This window comes from Pseudonocardia sp. P-1 (genome assembly GCF_058111925.1).
Genome location: NZ_CM176614.1, coordinates 1392595 through 1418410 on the forward strand (window position 1 = coordinate 1392595; position 25816 = coordinate 1418410).

The 25816-nt window shown below is 74.6% G+C and carries 29 protein-coding genes and 1 pseudogene; 10 read left to right on the forward strand and 20 right to left on the reverse strand.

The genetic code is table 11. The annotated features are described in order from the left end of the window. Positions 1-84 precede the first annotated feature (84 nt). Positions 85-792 carry a MaoC family dehydratase gene (locus tag AC0GKK_RS06660; RefSeq protein WP_489883400.1) on the forward strand — a complete coding sequence of 236 codons (708 nt, stop codon included), beginning with the start codon at positions 85-87 and terminating at the stop codon, positions 790-792. A 4-nt stretch (positions 793-796) separates the two neighbouring features. Here the strand turns inward: AC0GKK_RS06660 and AC0GKK_RS06665 are convergent, their stop codons facing one another. The 3 genes and pseudogenes from AC0GKK_RS06665 to AC0GKK_RS06675 form a co-directional block, all read right to left on the reverse strand. Further along, positions 797-1477, reverse strand: coding sequence for a hypothetical protein (locus AC0GKK_RS06665; protein ID WP_405418420.1), 681 nt, complete (start codon positions 1475-1477; stop codon positions 797-799). Between the two features lie 211 nt (positions 1478-1688). Continuing rightward, positions 1689-2033: pseudogene (locus AC0GKK_RS06670) on the reverse strand (GNAT family N-acetyltransferase); the annotation flags it as partial. Positions 2034-2047: 14 nt separating this feature from the next. Further along, positions 2048-2785 (reverse strand): class I SAM-dependent methyltransferase, encoded by a 738-nt coding sequence (locus AC0GKK_RS06675; protein ID WP_073578028.1) that lies wholly within the window; start codon positions 2783-2785, stop codon positions 2048-2050. A gap of 63 nt (positions 2786-2848) precedes the next feature. On the opposite strand from AC0GKK_RS06675, the gene AC0GKK_RS06680 reads away from it, so the two are divergent. Both AC0GKK_RS06680 and AC0GKK_RS06685 read left to right on the forward strand, forming a co-directional pair. Then, positions 2849-3478, forward strand: coding sequence for a DedA family protein (locus AC0GKK_RS06680; protein ID WP_405418426.1), 630 nt, complete (start codon positions 2849-2851; stop codon positions 3476-3478). Further along, positions 3475-4116: a maleylpyruvate isomerase family mycothiol-dependent enzyme gene (locus AC0GKK_RS06685; RefSeq protein ID WP_251784683.1), complete on the forward strand. Its 642-nt coding sequence runs from the start codon at positions 3475-3477 to the stop codon at positions 4114-4116. The genes AC0GKK_RS06680 and AC0GKK_RS06685 overlap by 4 nt, the downstream gene beginning before the upstream one ends. On the opposite strand, the gene AC0GKK_RS06690 is transcribed toward AC0GKK_RS06685, so the two are convergent. From AC0GKK_RS06690 to map, 7 genes are all read right to left on the reverse strand, one after another. Beyond that, entirely contained in the window at positions 4101-4664 is a 564-nt protein-coding gene (locus AC0GKK_RS06690; protein ID WP_346105387.1) for a dihydrofolate reductase family protein, read from the reverse strand. The genes AC0GKK_RS06685 and AC0GKK_RS06690 overlap by 16 nt on opposite strands. Before the next feature lie 76 nt (positions 4665-4740). After that, the gene (locus AC0GKK_RS06695; RefSeq protein WP_062404434.1) at positions 4741-4938 is read right to left on the reverse strand and encodes a ferredoxin; all 198 of its coding nucleotides are present in this window, start codon (positions 4936-4938) and stop codon (positions 4741-4743) included. Positions 4939-4952: 14 nt separating this feature from the next. Further along, positions 4953-6167, reverse strand: coding sequence for a cytochrome P450 (locus AC0GKK_RS06700; protein WP_405418429.1), 1215 nt, complete (start codon positions 6165-6167; stop codon positions 4953-4955). Between the two features lie 126 nt (positions 6168-6293). Further along, positions 6294-7394 carry an alpha/beta fold hydrolase gene (locus tag AC0GKK_RS06705; RefSeq protein WP_251784686.1) on the reverse strand — a complete coding sequence of 367 codons (1101 nt, stop codon included), beginning with the start codon at positions 7392-7394 and terminating at the stop codon, positions 6294-6296. A gap of 81 nt (positions 7395-7475) precedes the next feature. Continuing rightward, positions 7476-7655, reverse strand: coding sequence for a hypothetical protein (locus tag AC0GKK_RS06710; protein WP_405418430.1), 180 nt, complete (start codon positions 7653-7655; stop codon positions 7476-7478). Positions 7656-7903: 248 nt separating this feature from the next. Next, a complete protein-coding gene (locus AC0GKK_RS06715) occupies positions 7904-8836 on the reverse strand; it encodes an alpha/beta hydrolase (protein WP_489883401.1) in 933 nt (310 codons plus the stop codon). A gap of 7 nt (positions 8837-8843) precedes the next feature. Further along, on the reverse strand, positions 8844-9620 hold the full coding sequence (gene map / locus AC0GKK_RS06720; protein WP_489883402.1) for a type I methionyl aminopeptidase: 777 nt from the start codon (positions 9618-9620) through the stop codon (positions 8844-8846). Positions 9621-9683: 63 nt separating this feature from the next. On the opposite strand from map, the gene AC0GKK_RS06725 reads away from it, so the two are divergent. The 4 genes from AC0GKK_RS06725 to AC0GKK_RS06740 all read left to right on the forward strand — a co-directional run bounded on the left by AC0GKK_RS06725 (position 9684) and on the right by AC0GKK_RS06740 (position 12126). After that, positions 9684-9953, forward strand: coding sequence for a helix-turn-helix domain-containing protein (locus AC0GKK_RS06725; RefSeq protein WP_208825176.1), 270 nt, complete (start codon positions 9684-9686; stop codon positions 9951-9953). A gap of 330 nt (positions 9954-10283) precedes the next feature. Further along, entirely contained in the window at positions 10284-10715 is a 432-nt protein-coding gene (locus tag AC0GKK_RS06730) for a nitroreductase family deazaflavin-dependent oxidoreductase (RefSeq protein WP_489883403.1), read from the forward strand. Between the two features lie 349 nt (positions 10716-11064). Next, positions 11065-11619 carry a sugar O-acetyltransferase gene (locus tag AC0GKK_RS06735; RefSeq protein WP_476654221.1) on the forward strand — a complete coding sequence of 185 codons (555 nt, stop codon included), beginning with the start codon at positions 11065-11067 and terminating at the stop codon, positions 11617-11619. Positions 11620-11751: 132 nt separating this feature from the next. Continuing rightward, positions 11752-12126: a DUF4345 domain-containing protein gene (locus AC0GKK_RS06740; protein ID WP_489883404.1), complete on the forward strand. Its 375-nt coding sequence runs from the start codon at positions 11752-11754 to the stop codon at positions 12124-12126. 175 nt (positions 12127-12301) lie between these two features. On the opposite strand, the gene nadD is transcribed toward AC0GKK_RS06740, so the two are convergent. Together nadD and AC0GKK_RS06750 are read right to left on the reverse strand one after the other, a co-directional pair. Beyond that, positions 12302-12895, reverse strand: a complete 594-nt coding sequence (gene nadD / locus AC0GKK_RS06745; RefSeq protein ID WP_062401391.1) for a nicotinate-nucleotide adenylyltransferase — start codon at positions 12893-12895, stop codon at positions 12302-12304. A gap of 9 nt (positions 12896-12904) precedes the next feature. Next, positions 12905-13519, reverse strand: a complete 615-nt coding sequence (locus AC0GKK_RS06750) for an alpha-ketoglutarate-dependent dioxygenase AlkB (RefSeq protein WP_357546230.1) — start codon at positions 13517-13519, stop codon at positions 12905-12907. Positions 13520-13581: 62 nt separating this feature from the next. On the opposite strand from AC0GKK_RS06750, the gene AC0GKK_RS06755 reads away from it, so the two are divergent. Then, the gene (locus AC0GKK_RS06755) at positions 13582-14235 is read left to right on the forward strand and encodes a DUF998 domain-containing protein (protein ID WP_489883405.1); all 654 of its coding nucleotides are present in this window, start codon (positions 13582-13584) and stop codon (positions 14233-14235) included. Between the two features lie 93 nt (positions 14236-14328). Here the strand turns inward: AC0GKK_RS06755 and AC0GKK_RS06760 are convergent, their stop codons facing one another. Together AC0GKK_RS06760 and AC0GKK_RS06765 are read right to left on the reverse strand one after the other, a co-directional pair. Next, positions 14329-14643, reverse strand: a complete 315-nt coding sequence (locus AC0GKK_RS06760; RefSeq protein ID WP_100880087.1) for a hypothetical protein — start codon at positions 14641-14643, stop codon at positions 14329-14331. 153 nt (positions 14644-14796) lie between these two features. After that, a complete protein-coding gene (locus tag AC0GKK_RS06765; RefSeq protein ID WP_489883406.1) occupies positions 14797-15849 on the reverse strand; it encodes an ABC transporter substrate-binding protein in 1053 nt (350 codons plus the stop codon). Between the two features lie 156 nt (positions 15850-16005). On the opposite strand from AC0GKK_RS06765, the gene AC0GKK_RS06770 reads away from it, so the two are divergent. Continuing rightward, positions 16006-16830 (forward strand): hypothetical protein, encoded by an 825-nt coding sequence (locus AC0GKK_RS06770; protein ID WP_489883407.1) that lies wholly within the window; start codon positions 16006-16008, stop codon positions 16828-16830. 19 nt (positions 16831-16849) lie between these two features. Here the strand turns inward: AC0GKK_RS06770 and AC0GKK_RS06775 are convergent, their stop codons facing one another. Together AC0GKK_RS06775 and AC0GKK_RS06780 are read right to left on the reverse strand one after the other, a co-directional pair. Beyond that, positions 16850-17401 carry a TetR/AcrR family transcriptional regulator gene (locus AC0GKK_RS06775; protein ID WP_489883408.1) on the reverse strand — a complete coding sequence of 184 codons (552 nt, stop codon included), beginning with the start codon at positions 17399-17401 and terminating at the stop codon, positions 16850-16852. Positions 17402-17484: 83 nt separating this feature from the next. Continuing rightward, a complete protein-coding gene (locus AC0GKK_RS06780) occupies positions 17485-17853 on the reverse strand; it encodes an SPW repeat domain-containing protein (RefSeq protein WP_062401380.1) in 369 nt (122 codons plus the stop codon). A gap of 177 nt (positions 17854-18030) precedes the next feature. Here AC0GKK_RS06780 and AC0GKK_RS06785 point away from each other — a divergent pair, with 177 nt between their 5' ends. Further along, positions 18031-18705 carry a hemerythrin domain-containing protein gene (locus tag AC0GKK_RS06785; RefSeq protein ID WP_208825159.1) on the forward strand — a complete coding sequence of 225 codons (675 nt, stop codon included), beginning with the start codon at positions 18031-18033 and terminating at the stop codon, positions 18703-18705. Here the strand turns inward: AC0GKK_RS06785 and AC0GKK_RS06790 are convergent. The 4 genes from AC0GKK_RS06790 to AC0GKK_RS06805 form a co-directional block, all read right to left on the reverse strand. Then, positions 18666-22085, reverse strand: coding sequence for an ATP-binding protein (locus AC0GKK_RS06790; protein ID WP_489883409.1), 3420 nt, complete (start codon positions 22083-22085; stop codon positions 18666-18668). The two genes, AC0GKK_RS06785 and AC0GKK_RS06790, sit on opposite strands and share 40 nt — an antisense overlap. A 61-nt stretch (positions 22086-22146) precedes the next feature. Beyond that, on the reverse strand, positions 22147-23589 hold the full coding sequence (locus tag AC0GKK_RS06795; RefSeq protein ID WP_489883410.1) for a vWA domain-containing protein: 1443 nt from the start codon (positions 23587-23589) through the stop codon (positions 22147-22149). A 229-nt stretch (positions 23590-23818) separates the two neighbouring features. Further along, positions 23819-24691: a serine protease gene (locus AC0GKK_RS06800; protein WP_357457836.1), complete on the reverse strand. Its 873-nt coding sequence runs from the start codon at positions 24689-24691 to the stop codon at positions 23819-23821. Positions 24692-24837: 146 nt separating this feature from the next. Continuing rightward, on the reverse strand, positions 24838-25731 hold the full coding sequence (locus AC0GKK_RS06805; protein WP_476654213.1) for an AAA family ATPase: 894 nt from the start codon (positions 25729-25731) through the stop codon (positions 24838-24840). Between the last annotated feature and the right edge of the window lie 85 nt (positions 25732-25816).

Below are 25816 nucleotides of genomic sequence, written 5' to 3' on the forward strand. Positions count from 1 at the left end.
CGTGCTCCTGTACGCGGTCGCCGTCGGCGCAGGGGTGAGGACCCCACCGCCGAGCTGTCGCTGACCACGGAGAACACCGGGGGCGTGCGGACGGCGGTGCTGCCGTCGTTCGCGGAGATCGTCACGGCGGGCGCGAAGGTCGACCTCGGTGACGTGGACGCCTCGCGCGTCGTGCACGCCGAGCAGGCGTTCCGGGTGGTCGGCCCGCTGCCGGTGGAGGGGCGGGTCCGGGTGACCGCGACGGTCACCGAGGTGCTCGACAAGGGGTCCGGGGCGCTGGTGCGCGCCGAGGCCGAGGCCGTCGACGCCGGCACCGGGGACCCGGTGCTGACCAGCACCAAGACGTTGTTCGTCGGCGGCGAGGGCGGCTTCGGCGGCCCCCGCGGTGACAGCGCGCCGAGCCCCGTCCCCGACCGGGCGCCCGACCACGAGGTGACCTACCGGACCACGCCCGGCCAGGCCCTGTTGTACCGGCTGACCGGGGACCGCAACCCGCTGCACAGCGACCCGCGGTTCGCCGCGAAGGGCGGGTTCGACCGGCCGATCCTGCACGGCATGTGCACCTACGGGTTCACCACGCGTGCGCTGGTCGCGACCGTCTGCGACGGCGACGCCCGTCGCCTCGTCGCGATGGACGCCCGGTTCACCCGCCCGGTCGTGCCCGGGCAGTCCCTGACCGTCTCGGTGTGGGACACCGGCGACGGCACGGTCGCGTTCCGGACCGCCGTCGACGGCGAGGTGGTGCTGGACCGCGGCACCGCGGAGGTCACGGCGGCGGCCCCGTCCGCCTGAGTGCTCAGGACGCCGCCGCGGTGACCCGCGGCGGCGCCGGGTCCCCCGGGTAGTCCTGACCTCCCCGATAGGCGAGGGCGGACAGCGCGTCGAGCGCCGCGAGCTGCGGGTAGGTCCGGTCCGGGTCGCCCCGGTGCGGCCACCGGTGGTCCAGGTGGCGGAAGGACACCGCGCGGTGCCGCGTGGTGGCCAGGAAGCGCGGGTTGTCCCGCACGAAACGGGCGTAGGCGTACCGGAGCACGGGGTGGCGGCCCAGCTCGGTGCGGACGAACCGGTCGACGTCGGCGCCGATCTCGTGGACGTACTCCCCGCAGGGGGCGACCACGAACGGCACCACCCACGCCTCGTGTACGCCGAGCAGGTCGCGCACGGCGCGCTGGCGGTGCCCGGCGTTCTCGCTGCGCGACATCCACGCGGCGACGACGGCGCGGCGGCGCGTGCCCATCCGGGCGAGCACGGCCGACGACGGCCAGGGGAACGACGTCCGGAACGGGATGTGGACCGGGTCGCCGTCGACGTGCACGTCGTGGTCGGCGACGCCGCCGCCGGAGTCCTGCACGAGCTGCGCCGACACGGCGCCCCACGGGGCGAGGGTGTGCATCGCGGCGTGGGCGTCCCGGCGGACGGGCTGCGGCACCGCGCGGAGCAGCAGACCGGCCACCGTCGGGGTGGGGACCTCGATCACGAGGATCACCGTAGCCCGATCGGCGCAGCACAGCGTGACCGATGGTCGACCATTGCACTGCGTCGTCACCCGTTCGGCGCTGCGTGATCGGCAGCCGGTAGAGCGCGGCGACCGGCTCGCGACCGTCCGGGAAGCGCCATCCGGCGGGCGCGGCCCCGGTGCGGACCCAGCCGGCCGCCCGGTAGAGGCGCTCGGCCGGGACGGACTCGACGACGTCGAGCACCCCGTCGCGGCCACAGGCCGCGAGCGCGGTGGCGACGCCCGCCAGCAGGGTGCGGGCGTACCCGGCACGACGGACCGCCGGGTCGACGAACACCCGGGTCAGCCGCAGCGCACCGGAGTCGCCCGCGGCGTCGACATCGTCGGTGAGGAGCGCGGCGTGCCCGGTGACCCGCTCCCCCACCGTGACGACCAGTGCGGTGACCAGTCCCGGCGGGGAGAGGAACGCCGCCGGGTCGGCCGGCCAGGTCGACGGGTAACGGTCGGCGGCGTGCACGGCACGCAGTACCGCGACGCAGCCCGGCAGGTCGTCGTCGGTGCGGGGGCGTACGACCACGTCCGGACGCCGGGTCAGCGCGGACGCAGGACGTAGCCGGTGTAGCCGTACTCGGCGCCGAACCGTTCCCGCACGGCGATCTCGTCGCCCACCTCGTCCAGCGCCGCCGGGTCGACGCCGTCCTCACGCAGGGTCGCGATCCGGCAGGCCAGCGGCCGGTAGTAGGCGTCCCAGTCGGAGTCGGGGAGCAGGTAGACCGCCTGCACCGTGTACCCGGCGCGCTCCGCGGCGGCGACGTTCTCCGCGGTCGTCCGCATCCCCGGGTAGCTCCTGTCCCAGAACTCCCGCGCGCCGGGCGACGGCTCGGTGGTCGTCCACTCGGCCTCGGTGAGGACCAGCACACCGCCCGGGGCGAGCAGGCGCCGCCAGCCGGCCAGCGCGGCGTCGAACCCCATGATGTAGGCCGCTCCCTCGGACCAGACGAGGTCGGCCTCGCCGTCGGGCAGCGGGAGGTCGTCCATCGCCGCGACGAGCGGACGCACCCGCTCCCCCAGCCCGGACGTCGCGGCGCGGGTCCGCAGCCGCCGGAGGAAGGGCTCGTGCAGGTCGACGGCGACGACCTCACCACCGGTCGCCGCGGCCAGCGGGAGCGTCGAGGGGCCCGTCCCGCAGCCGATGTCGACGATCCGCGGCCGCTCGGGCAGGTCACCGGCCAGCCGCAGCAGCAGCGCCGTCGTCTCCTCCGATCCCGGCGCCTCACGGGGCAGGTCGTCGTGGGCGGCCAGGAAGACCTGCTCCAGCGGTGTGCTCACGCCCGCGCATGATGCCCGCACCGGGCCGTCACCGCACCACCGGAACGTGTGCATGATGGAGTGGTGCACGTCGACATGCTCCTGATGGCGATCCCCCCGCTCGCGATCTACTTCCTGTGCGCGGGTGTGGTCGGGGTGGAGAGCATCGGGGTCCCGCTCCCCGGCGAGATCGTGCTGGTCGGCGCGGCGCTGCTGGCCGCGCGCCCGGGGTCCCACATCGACCCGGTCGCCGTCGCGGCGTCGGCGACGGCGGGCGCGATCGTCGGTGACTCGATCGGCTACTCGGTCGGGCGCCGCTACGGCACCGGTCTGCTCGACCGGCTCGGCCGTCGCTTCCCGAAGCACCTCGGCCCGGCCCACCTCACTGTCGCCCGCCGCATCTTCGACCGGCACGGGGTGTGGGCGGTGCTGTTCGGCCGCTTCGTGGCGATCCTGCGGATCCTGGCCGGGCCGCTGGCCGGGACGATGAAGATGCGCTATCCCGCGTTCCTCGCGGCTAACGCCACCGGTGCGGTGCTGTGGGCGGGCGGCACGGTCGCCCTGATCTACCTGCTCGGCATCGTCGCCGAGACCTGGCTGAAGCGGTTCTCCTGGATCGGGCTGATCGTCGCCGTCGTGGGCGGGCTGGTGGTGTCGCGGTACGTGCGGCACCGCGTCGAGCGGGCCGCCTCCCGGGAGGAGACGGCGCAGTGAGGCGCGGCCCGGTGCACGACCTCGCCGCCGCGGAGCGCGCCGACCTGGCCGGCCTGCTCGACACCCTCACGCCCGGCCAGTGGGTGTCGGACTCGCTGTGCGCCGGCTGGCGGGTGCGCGACGTCGTCGCACACCTGATCGGCTACGACGTGGCCGGGCTGCGCGGGTTCCTCGGCACCGTGGTGCGGGCCCGGGCCACCGGCCGCGACCCGAACGACCTCGTCGTCGCGCAGTGGGCCGATCGCCCGGTCACCGAGGTGGTGGCGGCCGTACGGGCGCATCTGCGTCCACGCGGGGTCACCGCCGCCTTCGGCGGGCGGATCGGGCTCACCGACGCCCTGATCCACCACCAGGACATCCGCCGCCCGCTCGGGCTGCACCGCAGCGTCCCGGCCGACCGCCTCGCCGCCGCGCTGCCGTTCACGATGACGGCACCGCCGCTGGGCGCCCGCAGGCGGGTCGCGGGCCTGCGGCTGGTCGCGACCGACCTCGACTTCCGCCACGGTGACGGGCCGGAGGTCGCCGGGCCCGCCGAGGCGCTGCTGATGGCCGCCGCGGGGCGGGCGGACGCGGTCGCGGAGCTGTCCGGCCCGGGCCGGGAGCTGCTGGCAGCGCGGACGGCTCAGCGCGGCGCGTGAGCGGTGTAGACGATCCCACCACCGAACGAGCGGGCGTCGAGGAGCCGTAGCCCCTCGGCGTTCCAGCCGTCGGGGAACAGCCGCCGGCCGGCACCCTGGACCACGGGGTGGTGGAAGAGCCGGAACTCGTCGACGAGCCCGGCGGCGATGAGCGTGTGGCACAGCGTGATGCTGCCGGTCAGGACGATGTCGGTGCCCGGCTGCTCCTTGAGCGCCGCCACCTCGGCCACCGGGTCCCCGGACAGGATCGTCGAGTTCTGCCACTCCGGGTCGGTCAGCGTGGAGGACACCACGTACTTGTCGACCTGGTTCAGGTAGTCGGTGATGCCGGTGGCGTCGTCGGTCTGCGCGGGCCAGAAGCCGCGGAAGTCGCAGAACGTGCGACGGCCGAGCAGGGTCGCGTCGGACGCGGAGTCCTGGCGGTGCAGCTCGGCCAGCATGTCGCCGCCGTCGTCTCCTCCCGACCCGGCGGTCGGGTCGAACCAGTCGCCGAGGAACTCGACGGCGCCGTCGAGGGTGATGTTCTGGGTGATCGCGAGGGTGCGCACGGGAGGTGCCTCCACGGTCGTCGGTGCGTCGTACACCGGGGTCGACCGCGGAGGCGTCCCGGACTCATCGCTCCGCTCAGCCGTCGACGACGGTGATCGCCGACGCCGGGCAGCCGCGCGCCGCGTTGCGCACGGCCTGCTCCTGTCCGTCCGGCGGGGTGTCGGTGAGCAGCTCGACGACGGCGTCGGAGTCGCGCTGGTCGAACACGTCCGGGGCGGTGAGCAGGCACTGCCCCGAGCCGACGCACGCGTGCTGGTCGACCTCGACCTTCATCGCGGTCCCCTCCCTCACCAGCGGACCGGCAGGCTGCGGACGCCGCCGGTGATGTGGTCGGTGCGCACGTCGAGCTCGTCCATGCCGACGGCGAGGTCCAGCCCGGGAAGGCGGCGGGCGAGCGTCGCGAACACCGCGCGCAGCTCGGTGCGGGCCAGGCTCGCGCCGATGCAGAAGTGCGGCCCGTGGCCGAAGCCGACGTGCCCGCGCTCGGTGCGGTCGGGGTCGAAGGTCTCGGCGTGGTCGAAGACGTCGACGTCGCGGTTGGCGGCGTTGACCGAGAGGATCACCGCGTCGCCGCGCGCGACGGTGACCCCGGCGATCTCCACGTCGGAGTGGGCGTAGCGCAGCAGCCCCAGGTCGCCGGGCGCGCCGAGGCGCATGACCTCCTCGATGACGGCGTCGACCCGGCCGTCCGGGTCCGCGGCGAGCCTGTCCCACTCGTCGCGGTTGGTCATCAGGAACAGGATGCCGAGCCCGATCCGGTTCACCGTGGTCTCGTGGCCGGCGAACAGCAGCCCGACGCAGAGCCGGACCATCTCCGGGTAGCCGAACCCGGGGTCCTCGGCCTGGGCCTGCACGAGGTCGGTGATGACGTCCTCGCCCGGCTCGGCGCGCTTGCCCTCCGCGAGCCCGGCCATGTAGCGGCCGAACTCCTCGCGGGCGGCGTGGGCGTCCTCCCCGGAGAAGGTGGCCATCCGGTCGGACAGGGCGCGGAAGTACTCGCCGTCGGACTCGGGGACGCCGAGCAGCGAGCAGATGACCGCGACGGGCAGCGGGAAGGCGAGGTGGGTGTGCAGGTCCACGGTGGCACCCCGGCCCGCGGCGTCGTGCTCGGCGACCATCGCGTCGACGTAGCCGTCGACGAGCTCCTGCACGTGCCCGGACAGCGTCCGCATCCGCTTGGCGGAGAACGCCGGGGTGAGCAGCCGGCGCATCCGGCCGTGCTCCTCCGCCTCGTTCTCGTAGGTGCCGGTCGGCCCGTCCTGGACGGCGGCGGTGCTGATCCTCGACGCCTTCTCCGGCTCCGGGTGCGACCGGCCGAACCGCTTGTCCCCGAGCAGCTCGCGGACCTCGGCGAACCGGGTCACCAGCCAGGCCGGGTCCCCGGCCGGGGTGGTCACCGGCGCGATCGGTGCCTCGCGGCGCAGGACCTCGTAGAACGGCGCGAGGTCGAGCAGGTTCGGTCGGGTGAACGGCAGGCGGGGACGCTCGGTGGCGAGGGTCATCGACACTCCTGGGGTCGTGGTGGTGAACCCCAGCCTACGATTTATTGGCAGTATCTGCCACGAATGTGTCCGGAGTGCGCCGGACCGTCCCCGAACGGGCGGGTCGGGGACGGTCCGGGTCCGTGGTCACGCCGGGCTGTCGAGCAGCTCCTGCAGGTACTGGTCGATCTGCGGCATGTAGGTGGGCGCGACGCCGAACAGGGCGAGGTGCCCGAGCAGGTCGTCGACGACGCGGATCGTCGCGTGCGGGGTCAGCTCCAGCTCGGCCTCGTGGTCACGGACCGGGAAGAACATGTCCTCGTTGATCGGGATGACCCGGGCGACGGACTCGTTGCGCCCGAGCGCCTCGGCGAGGTCGCCGCCGGTGTGGCGGGCGACGTCGCCCCGTTGCCACTTCCACGCCATGCACAGCAGGTCGTTGGGGTCCATCGCGGTGAAGTACGGCTCCAGGAAGCCGGCCATGAACGCCTCGCGGGACTCGAACTCCAGGGCGCGCCACACCTCCTGCTTCCAGAACTCGGTGGAGAACCCCATCACCGCCCAGATGCCGGCGTGCCGCTTCAGCCCGGCCTCGACCTCGGTGTTGCTGCGGTAGTCGCCGCCGGCGAAGCCGGGGTCGGAGGTGATCGCCTCGACCAGGGCCTGCGTGTAGAGGAAGTCGTGCGGGGTGTTCTGCGCGGTCCCGGCGATCGGCGCGGCGCGGCGCACCTTCTGCGGGAACCGGACCATCCACTCGTAGGTCTGCTGCGCGCCCATCGAGCCCCCGACGACCAGCGCGAGCCGGTCGATCCCGTAGTGCTCGCGCAGGAGCTGCTCCTGGGCCCGGACGTCGTCGCCGATGCGGACGTGCGGGAAGTTCGACATCGCGATGCCCGCGTTGGCGCCCGAGGCGTTGTGCGGGCTGGTCGACAGACCGTTGCCGATCTGGTTGACCACGACGATGAAGTACCGCTCCGGGTTCAGCGCGTGGTCCGGACCGATGTAGACGTCGCGGAAGATCTGGTGCGTGCCCGAGTACCAGGTCGTCACGAGGATCGCGTTGTCCTTCGCCGCGTTCAGCGTGCCGAAGGTGGCCACCGCGAGCTGCAGGTCGGGGATCACCCCGCCCTCCTCCAGCGCGAACTCTCCCAGGCTGATGAGGTCGTAGTCGCCGTGGAACTCATGGGTGTAGTAGGGATTCTCGATCGCCGTCGGCTGCGCTGTCGTCCCGGTCGTCACTGCTGTCACGCTCCTGCTCCGTCGAAGACGCGGACCGGGACGACTCTTCTCCCTTGTGACGCGTGGCACAAGATCCCGACCGGGCCGTGCTCAGCTCCAGGCGACGACGAGCCCCAGCATCGTCACGACGATGCCGAGTCCCAGCACCGTCATCAGCAGCCAGGCCGCGGCGTTCGGTGGCGCCGCGGCGGGGGCCGGGTCGGTGCTGCGGCGCAGCTCGGCGAGCTGGGCGGGGTCGAGGATGGGCACGGTCAGGTCGTCGGAGTTCATACGGTGGTAACGCGCGGGGCCGGGTCGCAGGCACTGCGTTCCCGTCTCTCGTGTGCCGCAGGAAGATCGATGTCGCGGACGGTGGCTCACGTCCGCCCACCGGGCTCACTTTCCGTAGACCGGGAACACGCGTTGCATGACTCACCGTGATCGGTCGGGTCGCGGCGTCGCACCTCGCAGAGGCTTCCCGGACCTCGCAGCCCCCGCAGTGGCTGCGAGGTTGCGGCACGGTGTGCGGGGTCGGGTCGTCACACGCCGGCCGGCGGGGACGCGCCGTCGATCCGGGCGGACAGCCAGTCCCGTGCGTACCGCAGCGCGGTTGCGGCGACCGGGGTGTCGTGCCCGGCGAAGCCGTGCGGGACGCCCGGGTGGACGCGCAGGTCGACCTCGACCCCGGCCGTCGCGAGCCGGGCGGCCATCGCGAGGTTGTCCTCCAGCAGTACGTCGTCGGTACCGACCGTCATCAGCAGCGGCGGCAGGACGGTGAGGTCGGCGAACACCGGGGAGAGGTCCGGGACGGTCCGGTCGGCGACGTGGCCGGCGTAGGCGCGCAGGAAGTACTCCTCGGCGATGCGGCGACCGGCCGGGGTGCGGGCACTCAGGTCGTAGGTGCCGTACCGCAGCTCGGCCCCGGCGACACGGTCGGCCAGGCCGCGGTCGCGCAGCCGCAGCAGCGTCGTCACGGCCAGGGTGGCCCCGGCGGAGACGCCCGTGAACGCGATCCGGTCGGTGCCGAACAGCTCCGGCGCCCGGTCGAGCAGCCACAGGGCCGCGGTCGCGCAGTCGTCGGGGGCGGCGGGCCAGGGGTGCTCCGGGGCGAGCCGGTGGTCGACGGCGACGACCGCGACGCCGAGCGCGTCGGACAGCGCCCGGTTCCCGACGTCGTCCCGCGCGGCGCAGCCCAGGTAGAAGCCGCCGCCGTGGATCTGCAGGAGCACCCCGCGCGCCGTGCTTGGCGGGCGGCAGATCCGCACCGGCACCCGACGGCCGTCGGCGACGGCGGTGTCCCCCACCGCGGGCGGCACCGCGGGTGGTGGCGTGGCGGCCGCGGCCCGGACCGCGCGCAGCTCGTCGGCGTCCGCGGGGCCGCGGCCCGCCGGACGGGCACGGTAGAAGGCCCGGGTCCGCTCGGCGTCGGTCGGCGGGACCGGCACGGTCAGTGCGTCGAGGGCGACACGCACGGGCCGCTCAGTCCTGCCCGCGGCGGGTCAGCACCGTGGGGCCGTCCTCGGTGATCGCGACGGTGTGCTCGGAGTGCGCGGTGCGCGAGCCGTCGGCGGAGCGGATCGTCCAGCCGTCCGGGTCGAACACGATCTTGTCGGTGGTCCGTGCGAACCAGGGCTCGAGTGCGAGGGTCAGCCCCGGTCGCAGGGTCAGGCCGCGGCCGGCCCGCCCGGCGTTCGGGATGTGGATGTCGCCGTGCATGGTGCGGCCGAGGTCGTGCCCGCCGAACTCGGTGTTGACCGGGTAGCCGTAGTCGCGGGCGACCCCGCCGATGGCGGCGGAGATGTCGCCGAGCCGGTTGCCCGGCCGGGCCGCGTCGATCGCGGCCTCCAGTGCGTCCTCGGTGGCCCGGATGACGCGGAGGTCGCCCTCGTCGGCCGTCGTGCCGACGACGACCGTCCGGGCGGAGTCCGCGACCCAGCCGTCGATGCTGACGGCGATGTCGGCGCTGAGGACGTCGCCGTCGCGCAGGACGTAATCGTGCGGGAGCCCGTGCAGCACGGCGTCGTTGACCGACAGGCAGATGACGTTGCGGAACGGGCCGCGCCCGAAGGACGGGGCGTAGTCCCAGTAGCAGGACTCGGCGCCGCGTTCGGCGATCATGCCGCGTACGTGCTGCTCGATGTCGAGGAGGTTCACACCGACGTCGGCGATCCGGCCGACCTCGGTGAGCACCTCGGCGACGAACCGGCCGGTCGTGTGCATCCGGTCGAGCTCGGCCGGTGTCTTCAGTTCGATCACGGTATTACTATACCGGACCGTCACGGCTTGCCGGTACAGTAATACCGACCCTACGCTCGATACATGGTCCGTCAGCCCCTCACGCCCGAGCAGATCGAGGCCGGCCGCCGTCTCGGCGCGCTGCTGCGCCGGGCCCGGGGCGACCGCGACCCGGTCGACGTCGCGCGGGCGGCCGGCATCTCCCCCGAGACGCTGCGCAAGCTCGAGACCGGACGGCTGCCGTCGCCCGGGTTCGGGACGATCGTGTGCCTGGGCGAGGCGCTCGGGGTGCCACTGGAGGAGCTGGCGGCGGAGTGGCGCGGGAGCGACATGGCCATGGAGGCGGCCGGATAGCGGTTCCCCCGGGCCCGTGCGCCGACCGGCCACCCGTTCGGCCGGCCCTCGCCGTCGACGACGCACCAGCCGGCACCGTCGAGCCACCGGCGTCCCACGACCCGTCCGACCGCCGGTGGACCGGTCGCCCGTCCGCGTCGGCCGCCTCGCGGTGGAACCGGCACACGAGCCCGTCCGGCACTCACTCGGACCAGGGCCTGCGCGGGTCCCGGGTGTCCGACGCGGCCGGGCCCGTCGATCGGGTTGCGGACCGCCGAAATGACCGACGACGGGGCGAGGTTGACCGGAGCGGTGCCGGACGGCGCCGGACACCCGTTGGAGGAGCACGAGATGAGTGACGCGTCGGCCCCGTTCGACCTGGCGGCGATGAACCGCGCCGTGATCGAGGAGTTCCGGGAGACCGGAGGACGGGCGGGCGGCATGTTCGAGGGCAAGCCGCTCCTGCTGGTGCACCACACGGGAGCCCGGTCCGGCACCGAGCGGATCGCGCCCCTGGTTCCGCTCCTCGACGGCGAGCGGGTCGTCATCTTCGCCAGCAAGGGCGGCGCCGACACCAACCCGGACTGGTACCACAACCTCCTGGCGAACCCCGACACCCGCGTCGAGCTGGGCACCGAGACCCTGCCCGTGCGGGTACGGGAGGTCACCGGCCCCGAGCGGGACGAGGTCTACGCCCGCCAGGTCGCACTGGAGCCGCAGTTCGGCGAGTACCAGCGCTCGACCGAGCGGACCATCCCGGTGCTGGAGCTGCAGCGGACCTGAACCCGCACCCCGGTTCAGGCCCGCCGCGTGGCCGGCCGGTCGCCTGTCCATCAGTACCTGAGCGCGCTCGCGTGGGGCGCGCACAGCACTCCTGTACTGATCGACGGGACCTCGTCGTCGCCCGGGGTGGATGGGGCAGGATCCGCACTCCTCCCCGGGCACGGTGCAGAGGTGCACCGGCACCTCCACCGTGGCGATCACACCCGGCGCACCGACAGGCCGGCCGAGCTCCCGTCCACCCGGCGGTCCCCGGCCCCGTGGTGGTGACCGGTCGTCGTCGGGCCTCGCCGGCCGGGCCGGCATGTACCGGATTTGTACCCGAAGGCCCTCGGGACGCAGGATCAGAAGCGTGGGCGAGCACAAGGAACGCATGCTCCGCAACGACTGGTACCTCGACGAACCCGACCTGGCCGAGCACCGACGTCGCTGCTGGCGTCTCCTCGACCGGTTCAACGCGACCGGCGCCGATGACGACGACGAACGCGCCATGCTCCTCCGCGACATCGTCGGACACGTCGGCGGCGGCGTGGTGGTACTGCCCCGCTTCCTGTGCAGCTACGGCACCCACATCTCGCTCGGCGACCGCGCTTTCGTCAACCACGACGCCCTCTTCATGGACGACGCCGCCATCACCATCGGCGATGACGTCCGCATCGGACCGCGCACCCAACTCCTCACGGCACAGCACCCCGTCGACGACCGTGACCGCCGTCGCGAGGGATGGGAACGTCCTCTCCCCATCAGCATCGCGAGCAACACCTGGCTCGGCGCCGGGGTCATCGTCTGCCCTGACGTGACCATCGGGGCGGATGCCGTGGTCGGGGCAGGAAGCGTTGTGACGCGGGATGTGCCCGACCGCGTTCTCGTCGCAGGGAACCCGGCCCGGCTCGTCCGCGAGTTATGAGAGAGCCAGGTACATCGACCCCGTTGCGATCGTCGACATCGGGCACAGTCCTGGACAGCTGACGCCCGCCTCCCCCCACGGTCCGTCGATATCCGGTCCGACCACTGCCGCCGCTCGTGCCAGGATCACCTCATGTCGACGCTGCGAACCGTGGGACGTCTGACCGGGTGGGCATGCATCGCGATCGGTGGGATCCAGCTCGTCGGCGGAACACGCGGGGAGCCGGGCATGACCGACGACGCGACGGTCGACTCGCACGTCCGCTTCATGGGGCCTGTCTTCGCCGGCTACGGAGTCGCCTGGCTCGACGCCGTGGCCGACGACGAACCGAACCTGGACCGCATGCGGCTTCTCGCCGGGCTGATGGCCCTCGGGGGGATCGGACGGCTCGCGACCCGCGCGACCCTGGGCCGGCCGCACCGGTTCCATGACCTGCTGCTCGCAGTCGAGCTCGCCGCACCGGTCCTCACGGAGGTGGCGGGCCACCGTGAGCGTCGACGTCGATGAGGACCGCGCGGTCGACGACGCCGCACGGGAGATCGCACTCGCCATCGCCGAACGACGACGTGGACAGCGGCGCCACGGCCGCGGGAGACGCAGGCGGGTCCGCTGGACCGACCCACAGACCGGCGAGCCCCGTACGGAGCCGTTCGAGCACAGGGCCGGTGGGAGGAACCGCAGGTCAGACGTCCGGATTCAGGTAGAGACTGCGCTTGGAGATGTACTGCACCACCCCGTCCGGCACGAGGTACCAGACCGGCCTCCCCGCACCCACGCGCGCCCGGCACTCGCTGGACGAGATCGCCATCGCGGGCACCTCGACCGTCGTCACCGACCCCTGGGGCAGGTGCCCGTCGGCCAGCTCGTACCCGGGCCGGGTCACGCCGACGAAATGCGCGTAGCGGAACAGCTCGTCGACCTTGCGCCAGGACAGGATCTGCTGGAGCGCGTCGGCGCCGGTGATGAAGAACAGCTGCGCGTCGGGCATGGCGTCGTGCAGGTCGGCGAGGGTGTCCGCGGTGTAGGTGGGGCCGTCGCGGTCGACGTCGACGCGGCTGACCGAGAACCGGGGGTTCGACGCCGTCGCGATGACCGTCATCAGGTAGCGGTCCTCGGCCGGCGAGACGTCGCGGCCGGTCTTCTGCCACGGTCTCCCGGTCGGTACGAAGATCACCTCGTCGAGGGCGAAGCGGTCCGCCACCTCACTGGCGGCGACGAGGTGGCCGTGGTGGACGGGGTCGAACGTCCCGCCCATCACGCCGATCTTGCGCTGCATCGACGCAGACTATGTCGGTCGCCCACCCGGCGGCATCCCCGGATACAGGTGGCGGAACTGGACGCTGATGCGCGGACCGCTGCACGCCACCTTCGGGACGCTGTGCTGCCAGGTCCGCTGGCACGTCCCGCCCATGACCAGCAGGTCGCCCGAGGCGAGCGGGAACGACACCGACGCGCCGCCGCCGGCCGGGCGCAGCCGCAGCGGCCGCGTCGCGCCGAGGGCGACCAGCGCGACGACGGCCTCGGGCCGCTCGCGGGCGACCCGGTCGCCGTGCCAGGCCACGCCGTCGGCGCCGTCGCGGTAGAGGTTCACGCCGATCTGGGTGAAGTCGTGGCCGTAGCGCTCCCCCAGCGTCCGGCCCATCTCGCGCAGCCGGTGGGGCACCGCGTCGTCGGGCAGGACCCAGCGGTGGGTGAGGCGCGGCTCGTCGACCACGCGGTCGTACATGCGGCGGCGGTGGCCGCGGAACGGCACGGTCGTGCGGAGCAGCGCGAACAGCTCGTCCGCATCGGGGGCCCAGCCGACCGCGACGTCGACCCACGCCCCGGCGGTGAGCTCGTGCCGGTACGCCGGGGCCGCACCCCCGGTCGCGAAGAGCGAGGCCTGCCCACCGACGTCCACCCCCCGGACGCTACGCCGGATCGAACGAGAGTTCGAGTGACGTCTCTGCGACGATCTTCGTCATGTCCTCGCGTGCCGACGGTGCCGTGCTGTCCTACCTGGGTCTGCGGCGTGCCGTCGGCGTGATCGGGATCCTGCTCCCGTTCGTGCTGGTGGCGGGCGACCTGACCCTCGGCGGCGACGGGCTGCGGGACTCCATCAGCCGCTACTACTACTCGCCGATGCGCGACGTGTTCGTCGGCTCGCTGTGCGCGGTCGGCGTGTTCCTCTTCTGCTACCGCTACGAGCGGCCGGACAACCGGCTCGCCAACATCACCGGGACGGCGGCGATCGCCGTCGCGCTGCTGCCCACCCGGCCCGACGGCGCGGCGACGGCGGCGGCGACCGTCGTCGGGTACCTCCACCTGGCCGCGGCGACGGTGTTCTTCGCGGGCCTGGCCTGGTTCTGCCTGGTCCTGTTCACCCGCGGCGGATCCGGGACGCGGAGCAAGGCCGCCCGCAACCTCGTCTACCGGGTCTGCGGCGCGACGATCGTGACCTGCCTCGTGCTGGCCGCACTGGACGCGGCACTGGTGCCCGACGCCGTCGCCGAGCGGTTCCACACCCTGTTCTGGCTGGAGGCCGTCGCGATCCTCGCGTTCGGTGTCGCGTGGTTCGTCAAGGGCGACACGATCCTGAAGGACCCACCGACGCAGGACCCGGCGCCGGTGATCTGACCCGCCCGTACGACACCGGCCCCGCAACGGCGGACGGGCCGGTCCGGACACCCCTCGAGGGTCCGGACCGGCCCGTCACGGGACCGGGGTCGGTCAGCCGACCGGGGTCGCCGGCGCCGACGGCAGGTCGCCGCCGGTGGCGCCGGTGATCATGTCGACGACGCTGTCCAGCGGGGCTGGCAGCGCGAGGTCGTGCTTCTTGTCGTCGTGCTTCTTGTGGTCCCACTTCTTGTGGTGACCGTGCTTCTTGTGGTGGCCCTTGTCCTTGTCACCCTCGTGCTTCGAGTGACCCTTGTCCTTGCCACCCTCGTCGTAGCCGGTGGTGCCGGCGAAGGCCGCGGCGGGCGCCGCGACGGCCAGGGGGAGCAGCGCTGCGCCGACGAGCGCGCCGCGAACGGACTTCCGCATCTCACAACCTCCATGGTTGGTCGTTAGACCGTCGCAAACGGTCTTGCCCACTCAACGAGGGGCGACCGCGCCCGCAACGCGCATTCACCCGTTCGCGTCACCTGCGAAGATAACTGATAGTCAGATGTCGACTACGGCAGGTGGGTGACCGGATCAGCCGCGCGAGCGAGCGGCGGCGGCGGCCAGGATCGGCAGGTACGCGTCGAGCACCCACGGGATCGACAGGACCGACGGCGCCGAGCTCGCCACCACCCGGTCGGCCCCGACGACCGGGGCGAACCCGCCACGGGCCATCGCCGGCAGCAGCCCGACGCCGGGCGCGCTCCGGAAGGCCTGCTCCTCGGCCGGCGTCGCGAAGAAGCCGATGACGAGGTCGGACTCGACGCGCGAGAGCAGCTCACCGCTGACGGTGTAGTAGACCTCCCCACCGCCCGGGGCGTTCTGCTCGACGTAGGGCGCCAGGGTGAGCCCGAGGTCGGTGACCAGCTGGACGCGGACGTCGCCCGCCCGGAAGACGCCGAGCGTCCCGGAGTCCATCCCCCCGGTGTAGACGAACGTGGCCCCCGCCAGCTGCGGATACCGCTGGGTCGCGGTGCGCAGGCGCTGCCCGGTGGAGTCGATCAGCTGCCGGGCCCGCGCCGGGTCGCCGAACACCTGACCGGCGATCCGGGTCTGGTCCTGCCAGCCGGTGGAGTAGGGGGCGTCGGGGTAGGCGACGGTCGGGGCGATCGCCGACAGCTGGTCGTACTCGGCCTGCGTCAGCCCCGAGTAGGTGGCCAGCACCAGGTCCGGCCGGGCCGCGGCGACCTGTTCGGTCGGCGTCGCCGACAGGTCGTCGGAGCCGATGACCTGCGGGAACGCGCCACCGTGCGCGGTGATCGCGTCGCGCACCCAGGGCAGCACGCCCTCGGCGTCGCCGCCGTAGACGGTGCGTGGGATCGCGACCGGCAGCACCCCCATCGCCAGCGCGACGTCGGTGTTCGCCGCGCTCAGCGTGACGACGCGCTGCGGCCGGTCGGGGACGACCGTCTCGCCCAGCGCGTGCCGCACCGTCACCGGGTAACCCTCCGCGGCCGCACCGTCGGTCCCCTGCCCGTCCTGCGTCCGGGTCCCGCACCCGGCGAGGACCAGCAGACCGGCGGCGCCGGCGAGGACGCCGCGACGGCTCACGGAGCGGGCGGACAGGGGTGCTGCGGCGAGCGGCACGGGAGCCTCCTTCGAGCTAGGAAGGCGAGCCTAACCTGACCGGTTGGTCGACTCCGCGTGATCCGTACCGCTCGTTCGGCGCCCCGGGGGCCGCACCCGTCGCGCGGGACCGACACCCCGGCCGGAGCACCCCGACCCGCGGGTAGCGTCGCGGCCATGCGTGCTCCGGACACCGGCGACCGGGCCGACCGCGACGCCGGCCCCCGCTCCCCCGCGCCCGGTCCCCCGGCCCCTCCGCCCGCGCCCGGCGGACGTCGGCCGCCGCACGAGCCCGCGGCCCCGCCGCCCCCGGGTGCACCCGGCCCGGTGCTGGCCCCGCCCGCGCCGCCGGTGCCCGAGAGCCGTCCCGGCGACCGGCCCGGCGAGCCGGCCGCAGCCGTCGCGCCGGCCGGGCCGTGGCCGACCGTGCGACCGCCGTCGCTGCGGGCCGTCGTCGTCGGCCGGGTCGCGGCCGGGGTCGCGGCGGCGTGGTTCGGCGTCGTCTACTCGATCACCACCGACGTGCACGCCCGCGCCGACCACCTGCTGGCCGCGATCGTCGTCGGCGGGCTGCTGAGCCTGCTCGGCGTGGTGCTGCTGTGGCTGTCGGCGTCGCGGATCCCGGTGCGGGTCACCCCGGCCCGCGGGCCGGACATGGGACTGGTGCGCGACCGCGCGGCCGCACGGAAGGTGCTGCGCTCGGGAGGCACCCCGGACGGTGAGCAGCGCAGGCTGATCGCCGTCGACGTGCTCGCCGACGCCCGGCTCCCGCAGGTCGCGGGCGCGGTGTTCGCGCTGCTGGGCCCGCTGGTCATGGCCGCGGTCAACGCCTCGGGTCCGCTCGGCTGGGCCGGGCCGCTCACCGCCGGGCTGATCGTCGTCGTGCTGGCGCTGGTCGGATGGCGGACGTGGGCCGCACACGCGCTGCACCGGCTCGCCGACCGCAGGCACACCGTCCCGCGCTACGAGGAGTCCGGCGCGCCCTGGCGCCCCTGGCCCTGACCACCGCTCCGGGGCGCCGCTACAGGCCCGCGGCCACGAAGGACAGCTCGGCCTCCATGTCGGTGCGGGCGTCGTCGCCGTGCCGGTCCAGAGCGTAGCGGTGCCCGATCGCCGCGGCCAGCAGCCGGGCGGCGCCGCGGATCCGATCCGGTGCCCCGCCGCCGGTGTGCAGCACCTCGTGCACCGCGTCCTCCAGCTCGCCGGAGCGGCGCAGCAGCGCGTCGCGGACGACCGGGTGGGTGTCGGCCTCGCGCCACAGCAGGTGGGACAGGACCGAGGACGCGTCGAGCGCCCGGTCCAGCGCGGCGACCAGCGCACGCAGCCCGGCGAGCACGTCCCCGGCGACGGCGACGTCCGCCCCGCGCACCGGGTGCGGGAGCCGTTCGACGAGTGCTTCGAGCAGGTCGGGCTTGCGGCGGAAGTAGTAGTGCACCAGCCCCTTCGGCACCCCGGCACGCTCGGCGATGCGCGAGGTGGGCGTCGCGTCGAAGCCGTGCTCGGCGAACAGCCCCTCGGCCGCGTCGAGGATGCGGTCCCGGGCGGGTGTGTCCGGGTCGAACTCGGGGTCCACGGTGCGATCCTCCCCCGGACACGGCGGGGGCCGCGACCCCTCCGGGTCGCGGCCCCTCACCTGGTCGTCGTGCTGCCGGACGGTCAGTGCGTGGCGAGCGTGCGGTGCTCCGCGTTCGCCGCGGGCAGCGCCGAGGCCGCCACGACGACCGCGAGGACGCCCGCCACCCAGGACGTCCACGACGCCCCGGTCAGCGCGCTGTAGCCCATCACCCAGGGGGCGAGGAACAGCAGCACGCCGAGCACACCGTGCACCCATTCGCTCGCCACCGAGCCGGGCACGGCGAGCGACCAGAGCGACGTGGCGGCGAGCACCACGCCCAGTACGACCATCGTCCACGCGGCGGCGGCGTTCGTCGTCGTCACGAGAGGCGAGAGGGCCGTCAGCACACCGATCACGAGAGCGGCCCAGTCCTGCCACCGCTGCCAGGTACGACCAGTGGTCCCAGCCATCGTCAGTCACCTTCTCCTGTGAGGTCCCTGTGGGGATGCCTCCGGTCTACTCTTGGTTGGCCGACCGGTCAAGACCCGGCGAACGGTGGCACAAGTGAGGTGCAAGTCCCCGGCCGGCGGGTGGGCGCACGGTCTGCGGTGTCGAGACCGACCGCCCCGAACCCGTAGGAGATCCCGGTGACCACCGCCCGCGACACCCGTACCGCCGACCTGGTCGGCATCACCCTCGCCCACCGCGTCATGCGGGTCGACCTGCACCGGCTCGCCGACGCCGCCCGCGCGATCGCCGATGGCGCGCCCTGCCCGGACCGGCGCGCCCGCGCGCTGCGGACCTGGCTGGAGCAGCTGGAGCACGAGATCCACGGCCACCACACCGCCGAGGACGACATCGCCTGGCCGGTGATCGCCCGGCACGCCGGGCACGCCGTCGACCTGGACGAGCTCAGCGACGACCACGGCCGCCTCGACCCGCTGCTCGCCGCGGTGCGGGAGGCCGCGGCCGCCGTCGTCGCCGCGGCGCAGGGACCGGCCCGGGCGCGGGCGGCGGGCGTACTCGCGGACCGGCTCGCCGTCGTCCGCGACGAGATCGACGAGCACCTCGACGCCGAGGAGCGCGACCTGTTCCCGGTGATCGAGCGCCACGTGCCCGCCGACGACTGGGACGCCGTCGTCGCGCAGGTGCAGAAGTCCGGGCCGGGCCTGCGGTTCATGCTGCCGCGGATCGTCGCGGTGACCACCCCGCAGGAATGGGCCGGGATGCGCCGCGAGGCCGGGCCGGTGGTCGTGCTGCTGGAGCGCCTGCTGCGCGGCGGCTACCGCAGGCGCTGTGCGCTGGTGTTCGGCACGTCCTGAGCCCCGGGAGCCGGTGCCGTCGAGGGGTCGGCGCCGGCCGCCGAGAGCAGCCGCCGGGCGCGGTCGCGCCACACCGGGGCACCCAGCTCCGCCGCGACCCGCTCGGCCTCGCGCAGGTGGTGGACCCGGCCGCCGCCTGCCGGGTCGAGCAGCCCCTCCAGACCGGCGAGCACCAGGTCGGTGGGCCCGAGCGCGATCGTGCCCGACGACAGCCCCGCCACCGTTCCCGTCCACGGGCGCAGCTGCTCCCGGCACCGCGCGGCGACGTCCCGGTCGGCCAGGCCGACCGCCACCTCGGCGCGCACGCAGGTCCAGATCAGCCAGTAGTAGCTGCGGGCCAGCTCCGCGTCCGGCGCCCACATCTCGCGGGCCCGGACGGGGTCGCCCGCGTGCAGGTGGGCCAGCGCGAGGAAGTCGCCGAAGGTCGGCGGCAGCGCGTCGCGGAGCGTCTCGAGCTCGGGGGCCAGCTCCCCGAGGCGGCCCTGGTCGTGCCGCACGACGAACCTCCCGAGCAGCCCCATCAGCGCCCCGTTGACCTGGCCGGCACCGACCAGCCGGGTCGCGAGCTCGGTGTAGCGCTCCTCGGCGGTGCCCAGCTCCCCCGCGACGAGTGCGCGCAGCGCCGAGAAGATGTAGGCCCAGCCGAGCGTGAACTCCAGCTGCCCGCCCGGGGCCCCGGCGACGGCGGCCTCCGCGTGCCGTGTCGCCGCGTCGAGGTCGTGGCTGCCGGCGGCGACCATGAGCTGCAGGTGGTGGGCCTGCGTGCGGTAGCCGGCGTGCCCGGCCCGGCCGCCGAGCTCGGCCAGCTCCTCCCCCACCGGGGCCATCTCGTGCCACAGGTCCGGGGCGAGGACGGCGAAGAACCGGGCGTTGAGCGCCCGGCAGCGCAGCAGCGGGTCGACGCCGCGCCCGGTGAGCGCCATGGCCTCCGCCGAGGCGGAGCGGACCCGGTCGTCGTCGTGCCCCTCGATCTCGAACACCAGGGCGGCGAGCAGCCGCACCCGCCGGTCGACGGCGTCGGGCGGGGTCTCCGCGAGCTCGGTCTCGATGAGGTCGATCAGCTCGGCGTCGATGTTCTGGCCCGGCCGGATGGTCCAGCTGACCGGGGTGTCGTAGCTGGTCAGGACGGCGCCGAGCCACTGCGGTGCTGCGGCCGTCGCCTGGTCGACGGCGGTCCGGCGTTCGATGAGGGCGGTGTGGCCGTCGCCGCCGCGGGCGAGCTCGGCGACCAGCGCGCAGCGCAGGGCCAGCTCGTCGTCGACGCCGGTCCCGGCCCGTCCGGCGAGCTCGACGGCGCGGCCGTAGAACCGGGCGGCCTCGCGGTGCGAGCCGAACCCGGCGGCGGCCGCGGCGGCGGCACGGACCGCGGCCAGGGCACGGTCCGGTTCGACGGCGGACCCGGCGGCGAGTGCGTGGTGGGCCAGCGGGACCGGGTCGTCGGGCCGCCTGCGGGTGAGGATCGCGTGGGCCGCGGCGTGCAGCCGGGCGCGACGCAGCTGCGGGATGTCGCCGTAGAGGGTGTCCCGGACCAGGTCGTGGGAGAACCGCAGCCGTCCCGGCCCGGGTTCGAGCAGCATCCCGCCGAGCACCGCGGGCTCCAGGGCGTCCAGCGGGTCGACGCCGTCGGCGGTGGCGGCGAGGTCGAGGGCGTCGTCGGTGTCCAGGTCGCGGCCGAGCACCGAGACCCGGGCCAGCGCGGTGCGGGTCGTCGCGGGCAGCCGGGCCAGGCGCCGGCGCAGCACCTCGCGGACCCCGGCCGGGACGGCGTCGGCCGCGGCGGACGGGCCCTCGGCGGCGACGAGGCGGGCCAGCTCGCGGACGAAGAGCGGGTTCCCGCCGGTCCGTTCGGTGATCCGGGCGACCAGCTCGGGCGCGGCGGCGGGCACGCCGTGCCGGTCCAGCATCCCGGCGACGTCGCCCGCGGTCATCGGCGCCGGCTCGATGCGGTCCGCCGTGGGCTCGGCGAGGGCGGCGAGCGCGGCCTGCAGCTCGGCGCCCGCCTCGGCCGGGCGCAGGCCCGCGGCGACGAGCACGGGCAGCTCCGCGACCCCGGCGACGACCGCGCGCAGCAGGGCGAGGGTCTCGGACTCGGCGCGGTGCAGGTCGTCGAGGACCAGCAGCAGCGGCCGCTCCCGCCCCGCGACGGCGAGCAGCTCCACCACCGCCCGGGCCAGCCAGAACGTGACCTCGGCGCCGCCGGGCCCGGCCGGGGAGCGCAGCGGGGCGAGCCGCTCGACCAGGTCGGCGGGCGGGTCGTGCGCCGTGACGAGCGCGTCGACGATCTCCCGCCACGCCCAGGCCGGCGGGGCGCCGTCGATCTCCGGGCAGCGGCCGGTGACGGCGGTCCAGCCGTCGGCGGTCGCGGCGGCGGCGAACGCGGCGAGCAGCGTGGACTTGCCCGCGCCCGCGTCGGCGGCGACGAGCACCAGCTGCCCACCGCCGCGGGCCCGCTCCGCGGCGGCGGTGAGCCTGCCGAGCTCGGCCGCCCGTCCGAGCAGGGCCGGGGTCCGCGGGGACGTGTCGGCCGGTCCGGGCGGGCGCGGCGCGGTCCCGGACGCGGGCGCGTCGGTGCGGCTGGCGGGACCGACGCCGGTTCCCCCGCCGGGGTCGCCGCCGGGGTCGCCGCCGGGGTCGCGGTGGGCGAGCACGTCCGCCTCGATCGCCCGCAGCCCGGGGCCGGGGTCGACTCCCAGCTCGTCGGCGAGCAGGCGACGGGTGCGGGCCAGCACGGCCAGCGCGTCGGCCTGTCTGCCGGTGCGGTACAGCGCGACGGCCAGCAGCCCGACCGCGTCCTCGCGCAGCGGGTGCTCCCCCACCAGCGACGTCAGGTCCGGGACGACGGCGTCGGCCCGGCCCAGCCGCAGCCGCGCGCGGGCCCGTCGCTCGAGCGCGACCTGACGCAGCTCGTCGAGGCGTTCGGCCTCGGCGCGCGCCCAGGCGGCGTCGGCGAACTCGGCGTAGGCGGGACCGTCCCACAGCGCCAGGGCCTCGCCGAGCAGGGCGTCGGCCCGGTCCGGTGCGGCCTCGGCGGCGCGGTCGAGGAGGTCGGTGAAGGCGCGCGCGTCGAGCCCGTCGGGGCCGAGTGCCAGCGCGTAGCCGGGTGGGCGGCTGACCAGCACCGTCGGGACCGCCCGCGGGGACCGGTCGGGTTCGAGCACCCGTCGCAGCCGGGAGACGTGGACCTGCAGCCCGCCGTGTGCCTGCGCGGGCGGGGCGCCCTGCCACAGGTCCTCCACCAGCGTGTCGACGGCGACGACCTCGCCGCCGGCCGCGGCGAGCCGGGCGAGCAGCTCGCGGCGGCGGCCGGAGCCGACCTCGACCGCCGCGCCGCCGGCCGTCACACGGAGCGGGCCGAGGACCCGGACCGTGATCTCCTGCACCCCGGCAATCTAGGACGCGACGACGCCGGTGTCAGCCCTCCCGGGATGATCGCCCGGAGGATCAGACCGGCAGCAGCGCCTGGACGACGTCGGTGAGCTGCGCGGCGGTACGGCACTCGTGCATCGGGAGCACCTCGCCGTAGCGGGTGGCGGCCGAGTCGCCGGAGCCCCAGCTGCGCTCGGGCTCGGGGTTGAGCCAGTGCGCGTGCCGGACCCGCCCGGCCATCATCGTCAGCGCCCGCTGATTGGGGTCGCGGTAGTTGGTGCGGCCGTCGCCGAGCACCAGCAACGACGTCTTCGGGGTGAGCGCGTCGCCGTGGTGCTCCAGGAAGTCGCCGAACGCGCTGCCGTAGTCGGAGTGCCCGTCGAACGCGGTGAGCGTGGCCTCGCGCAGCACCCGCTGCATCACCCCGGACAGCTCCGCGCCGGGTTCGAACAGGTGCGTGACCTCGTCGGTGCGCTCGATGAACGCGAACACCCGCACCTTGGAGAACTGCTCGCGCAGCGCCTGGACCAGCAGCAACGTGAAGTGGCTGAAACCGGCGACGGAGCCGGACACGTCGCACAGCAGCACCAGCTCGGGGCGGCCGGGGCGGCGCACCTTGTGCGCCGGGTCCATCGGCACGCCGCCGGTGGACATCGACCGGCGCAGCGTGCGCCGCAGGTCGAGCCGGCCGCGGTTCGAGCGGCGCCGCCGCGCCGACAGCCGCGACGCGAGCCGCCGGGCCAGCGGCTGCACGGTGCGGCGCAGGTCGGCGAGCTGGGTGGCGTTCGCGGTGAGGAAGTCGACCTGGTCGGTCTGGGTGGGGGTGGTGGTGCGAGCGATCTGCTCGCGGCCCCGCTGCTCGGCGGTGCGGCGGCGGACCTCCTCGCGGACGACGTCGCGGAACCGGGCGATGCGGTCGCGGATCTCGCGGCGGCGGACCTCGGACACGAAGTCGGTGTCGCCCTCCTCCCGCAGCCCGTCGAGGATCCGGGCGAGCAACGTGTCCGGGGACAGCGCGCCCAGCGCCTGGTAGGCCGACCAGTTCGGCTTCGCCGTCTGCCCGCGGACGCCCTGCCCGGCGGCACCGGAGGTCCCGATCGCGTCGACGGCGGCGCGGGCGAGCTCGCGCAGGGTCTCCTCGTCGCCGTCGCGGAGCAGGTCGGCGAGGATCTCGCGCAGCGCGTCGACGTCGACCGGGCCGGTACCCTCCCCGGACTCGTCGTCGATCCGCGGGACGTCGACGTCGGACGACCCGGCGCCCAGCGCGGGCGGGAACCACAGGTCGAACAGCGCGTCGAAGGTGCCGCGCTGCCCGGAGCGGCGCAGCAGCGCCGCGGCGAGCCCCTCCCGCAGCTGGTCCCGGTGCAGCAGGTCCAGGGCGCCGAGCACGCGGGCCGCGTCGACGGTCTCCCCCGGGCCGACCGCGACGTGGTGGCGGCGCAGCGCGGAGACGAAGTCGACGAGGTGCCCGGGCAGGCCGTGCTCCGGGGCGAGCGCGGTGGCGGGCGGGATCGTCACCGGTCCATCATGCGTGACGCGGGCGTGATCAGCGAGGGTGGTCAGCCCACCGTCCCCAGGCTCCAGGTGTAGGTCGCGGTGGTCGCGCCGGGTTCGGGTACCGGGTGCGGACGGGGTCGACCCCGCCGGAGTCGTCGCCGAGCACGTACACCGGCGCTCCGGTCGAGCCGCCGAGCCACGACCGGAGCGCCGGGGTGCACCGCGGTCCCACGCCGCGGGGGTCCTCCGCCTAGAAGGCGGGGTCGATCGGCACCGGCTGCGGGGTGAAGGGACGGTCGCCCTCGACCAGGCGCAGTGCTCCGCCGTGGCCGCCGGGGCCGTTGGCGTAGTCGAGGATCCTCCGCAGGTCGCTGATGCCGTTCGTGCCGGGAGCCGGAGCCAGGTTCAGCGTCGAGAGGACGCCGAGGGCACGGCCGTCGGCGGTCAGGTAGCCCGAGCCGGAGTCACCGGGCACGCCGGGCGGGACGGTCACGACGGTGTGCGTCCAGCCGCCGCCCCCGGTACCGGTCGAGGTGCCGGTCTTCGGCCGCAGCGCGCGCACGCCCTGGCGCAGCGAGGAGTTGCCGTAGCCGTAGACGATCCCGCCGGTCGCGACGCCGTCGGCGGCCACCCCGGTCGGGCCGCCGTAGAAGGGCACCGTGGGGCTCGTGCGAGCGGCGTCGTCCGGGCTGAGCTCGACCAGCGCGAAGTCGTTGAACCGGCAGGTGTCCGGGTCGGTCTCGCCCCGCTCCTGCATGCTCAGCCAGGAGGAGTACACGAGCCGCCCCGGTGCGGCGGCGCCCTCGACCTCGACCGGGGTGCCGAGCGGCAGCGACCCGGCCTCGCACCCGTCCACCTCGGTGGACCCGCCGGTGCCCGCGCAGTGTGCGGCCTGCCCGAGGTAGGTCGCGGACCCGTCGGTGAAGACGAAGTTCGCGGTGCACTGCGCACCCTCGGGTCCGGTACGGGTCATGACCCCCGGGTGCACACCGGCGTCCGGGGCGCCGTCCTGCGCCGACGCGGTGCCTGCGGCGGCGAGCCCGAGCGCGAGCACGGCACCGGCGGCCAGTCCGGCGCGCAGCAGGCGGCGGGCGGTGCGGGGCAGTTCCGGGAGGGCGGTCATCGGTGGACCTCCGGTCGCTGGGGAGCGTGTAACCGGAACAACTCGCGCCACCCGTCCCGGTTACGCCCGGTGCCCCGATCGATCCGATCTTCACTCCACAGGGGCGCAGATCTTGACAGCCGATCAGCGGTGCGTGACTGGGCCGTTCAGTTCAGTCGCAGCTCGGCGGCGGCCTTGTCGGCGTCCGAGCGGTGCTTCAGCACGACACCGAGGGTGGCGCGGACGGCGTCGTCGTCGAGGGTGTCGAGGCCCAGGGCGAGCAGGGTGCGGCCCCAGTCGATCGTCTCGGCGACGCTGGGGGCCTTGCGCAGCTCCATCGCGCGCAGCACCCGCACGGTGCGCACCAGGGCGTCGGTGAGCTGTTCGGTCAGCTCCGGGACGCGGGTGAGCACGATCCGGCGCTCCAGGTCGGCGTCGGGGAAGTCCAGGTGCAGGAACAGGCAGCGGCGCTTGAGCGCCTCGGACAGCTCACGGGTGGAGTTCGAGGTCAGCAGCACGAACGGGCGCCGGTTCGCGGTGACCGTGCCCAGCTCGGGGATGGAGACCTGGAAGTCGGACAGGACCTCCAGCAGCAGGCCCTCGACCTCGACGTCGGCCTTGTCGATCTCGTCGATCAGCAGCACGGTCGGGTCGGTGCGCCGGATCGCGGTGAGCAGCGGGCGCGGGAGCAGGAACTCCTCGGAGAACACGTCGTCGCGGGTGGCGTCCCAGTCCGCGCCGTCGTCACCGCGCTGCCCGGCGGTGATCCGCAGCAGCTGCTTGGCGTGGTTCCACTCGTAGAGCGCGCGGGCCTCGTCGATGCCCTCGTAGCACTGCAGACGGACCAGCCCGGACTCCGTCGCCGCGGCCACGGCCTTGGCCAGCTCGGTCTTCCCGACGCCTGCGGGGCCCTCGACGAGCAGCGGCTTGCCGAGCCGGTCCGCGAGGAACACCGTCGTCGCGACGGCCGTCGAGGCCAGGTAGCCGGCGTCGGCGAGCCGGGCGGTCACGTCCGCCACGGAGCCGAAGACCGGGCGGTGGACGGGGCTGTCGGACGACACGCGATCATCCTGCACGCCCGGCCCGCCGCGCGTCGGACGGGTGGCCGGTTCACACCCCGGTGGCCCGCGTCGGGTCGCTGTCGGG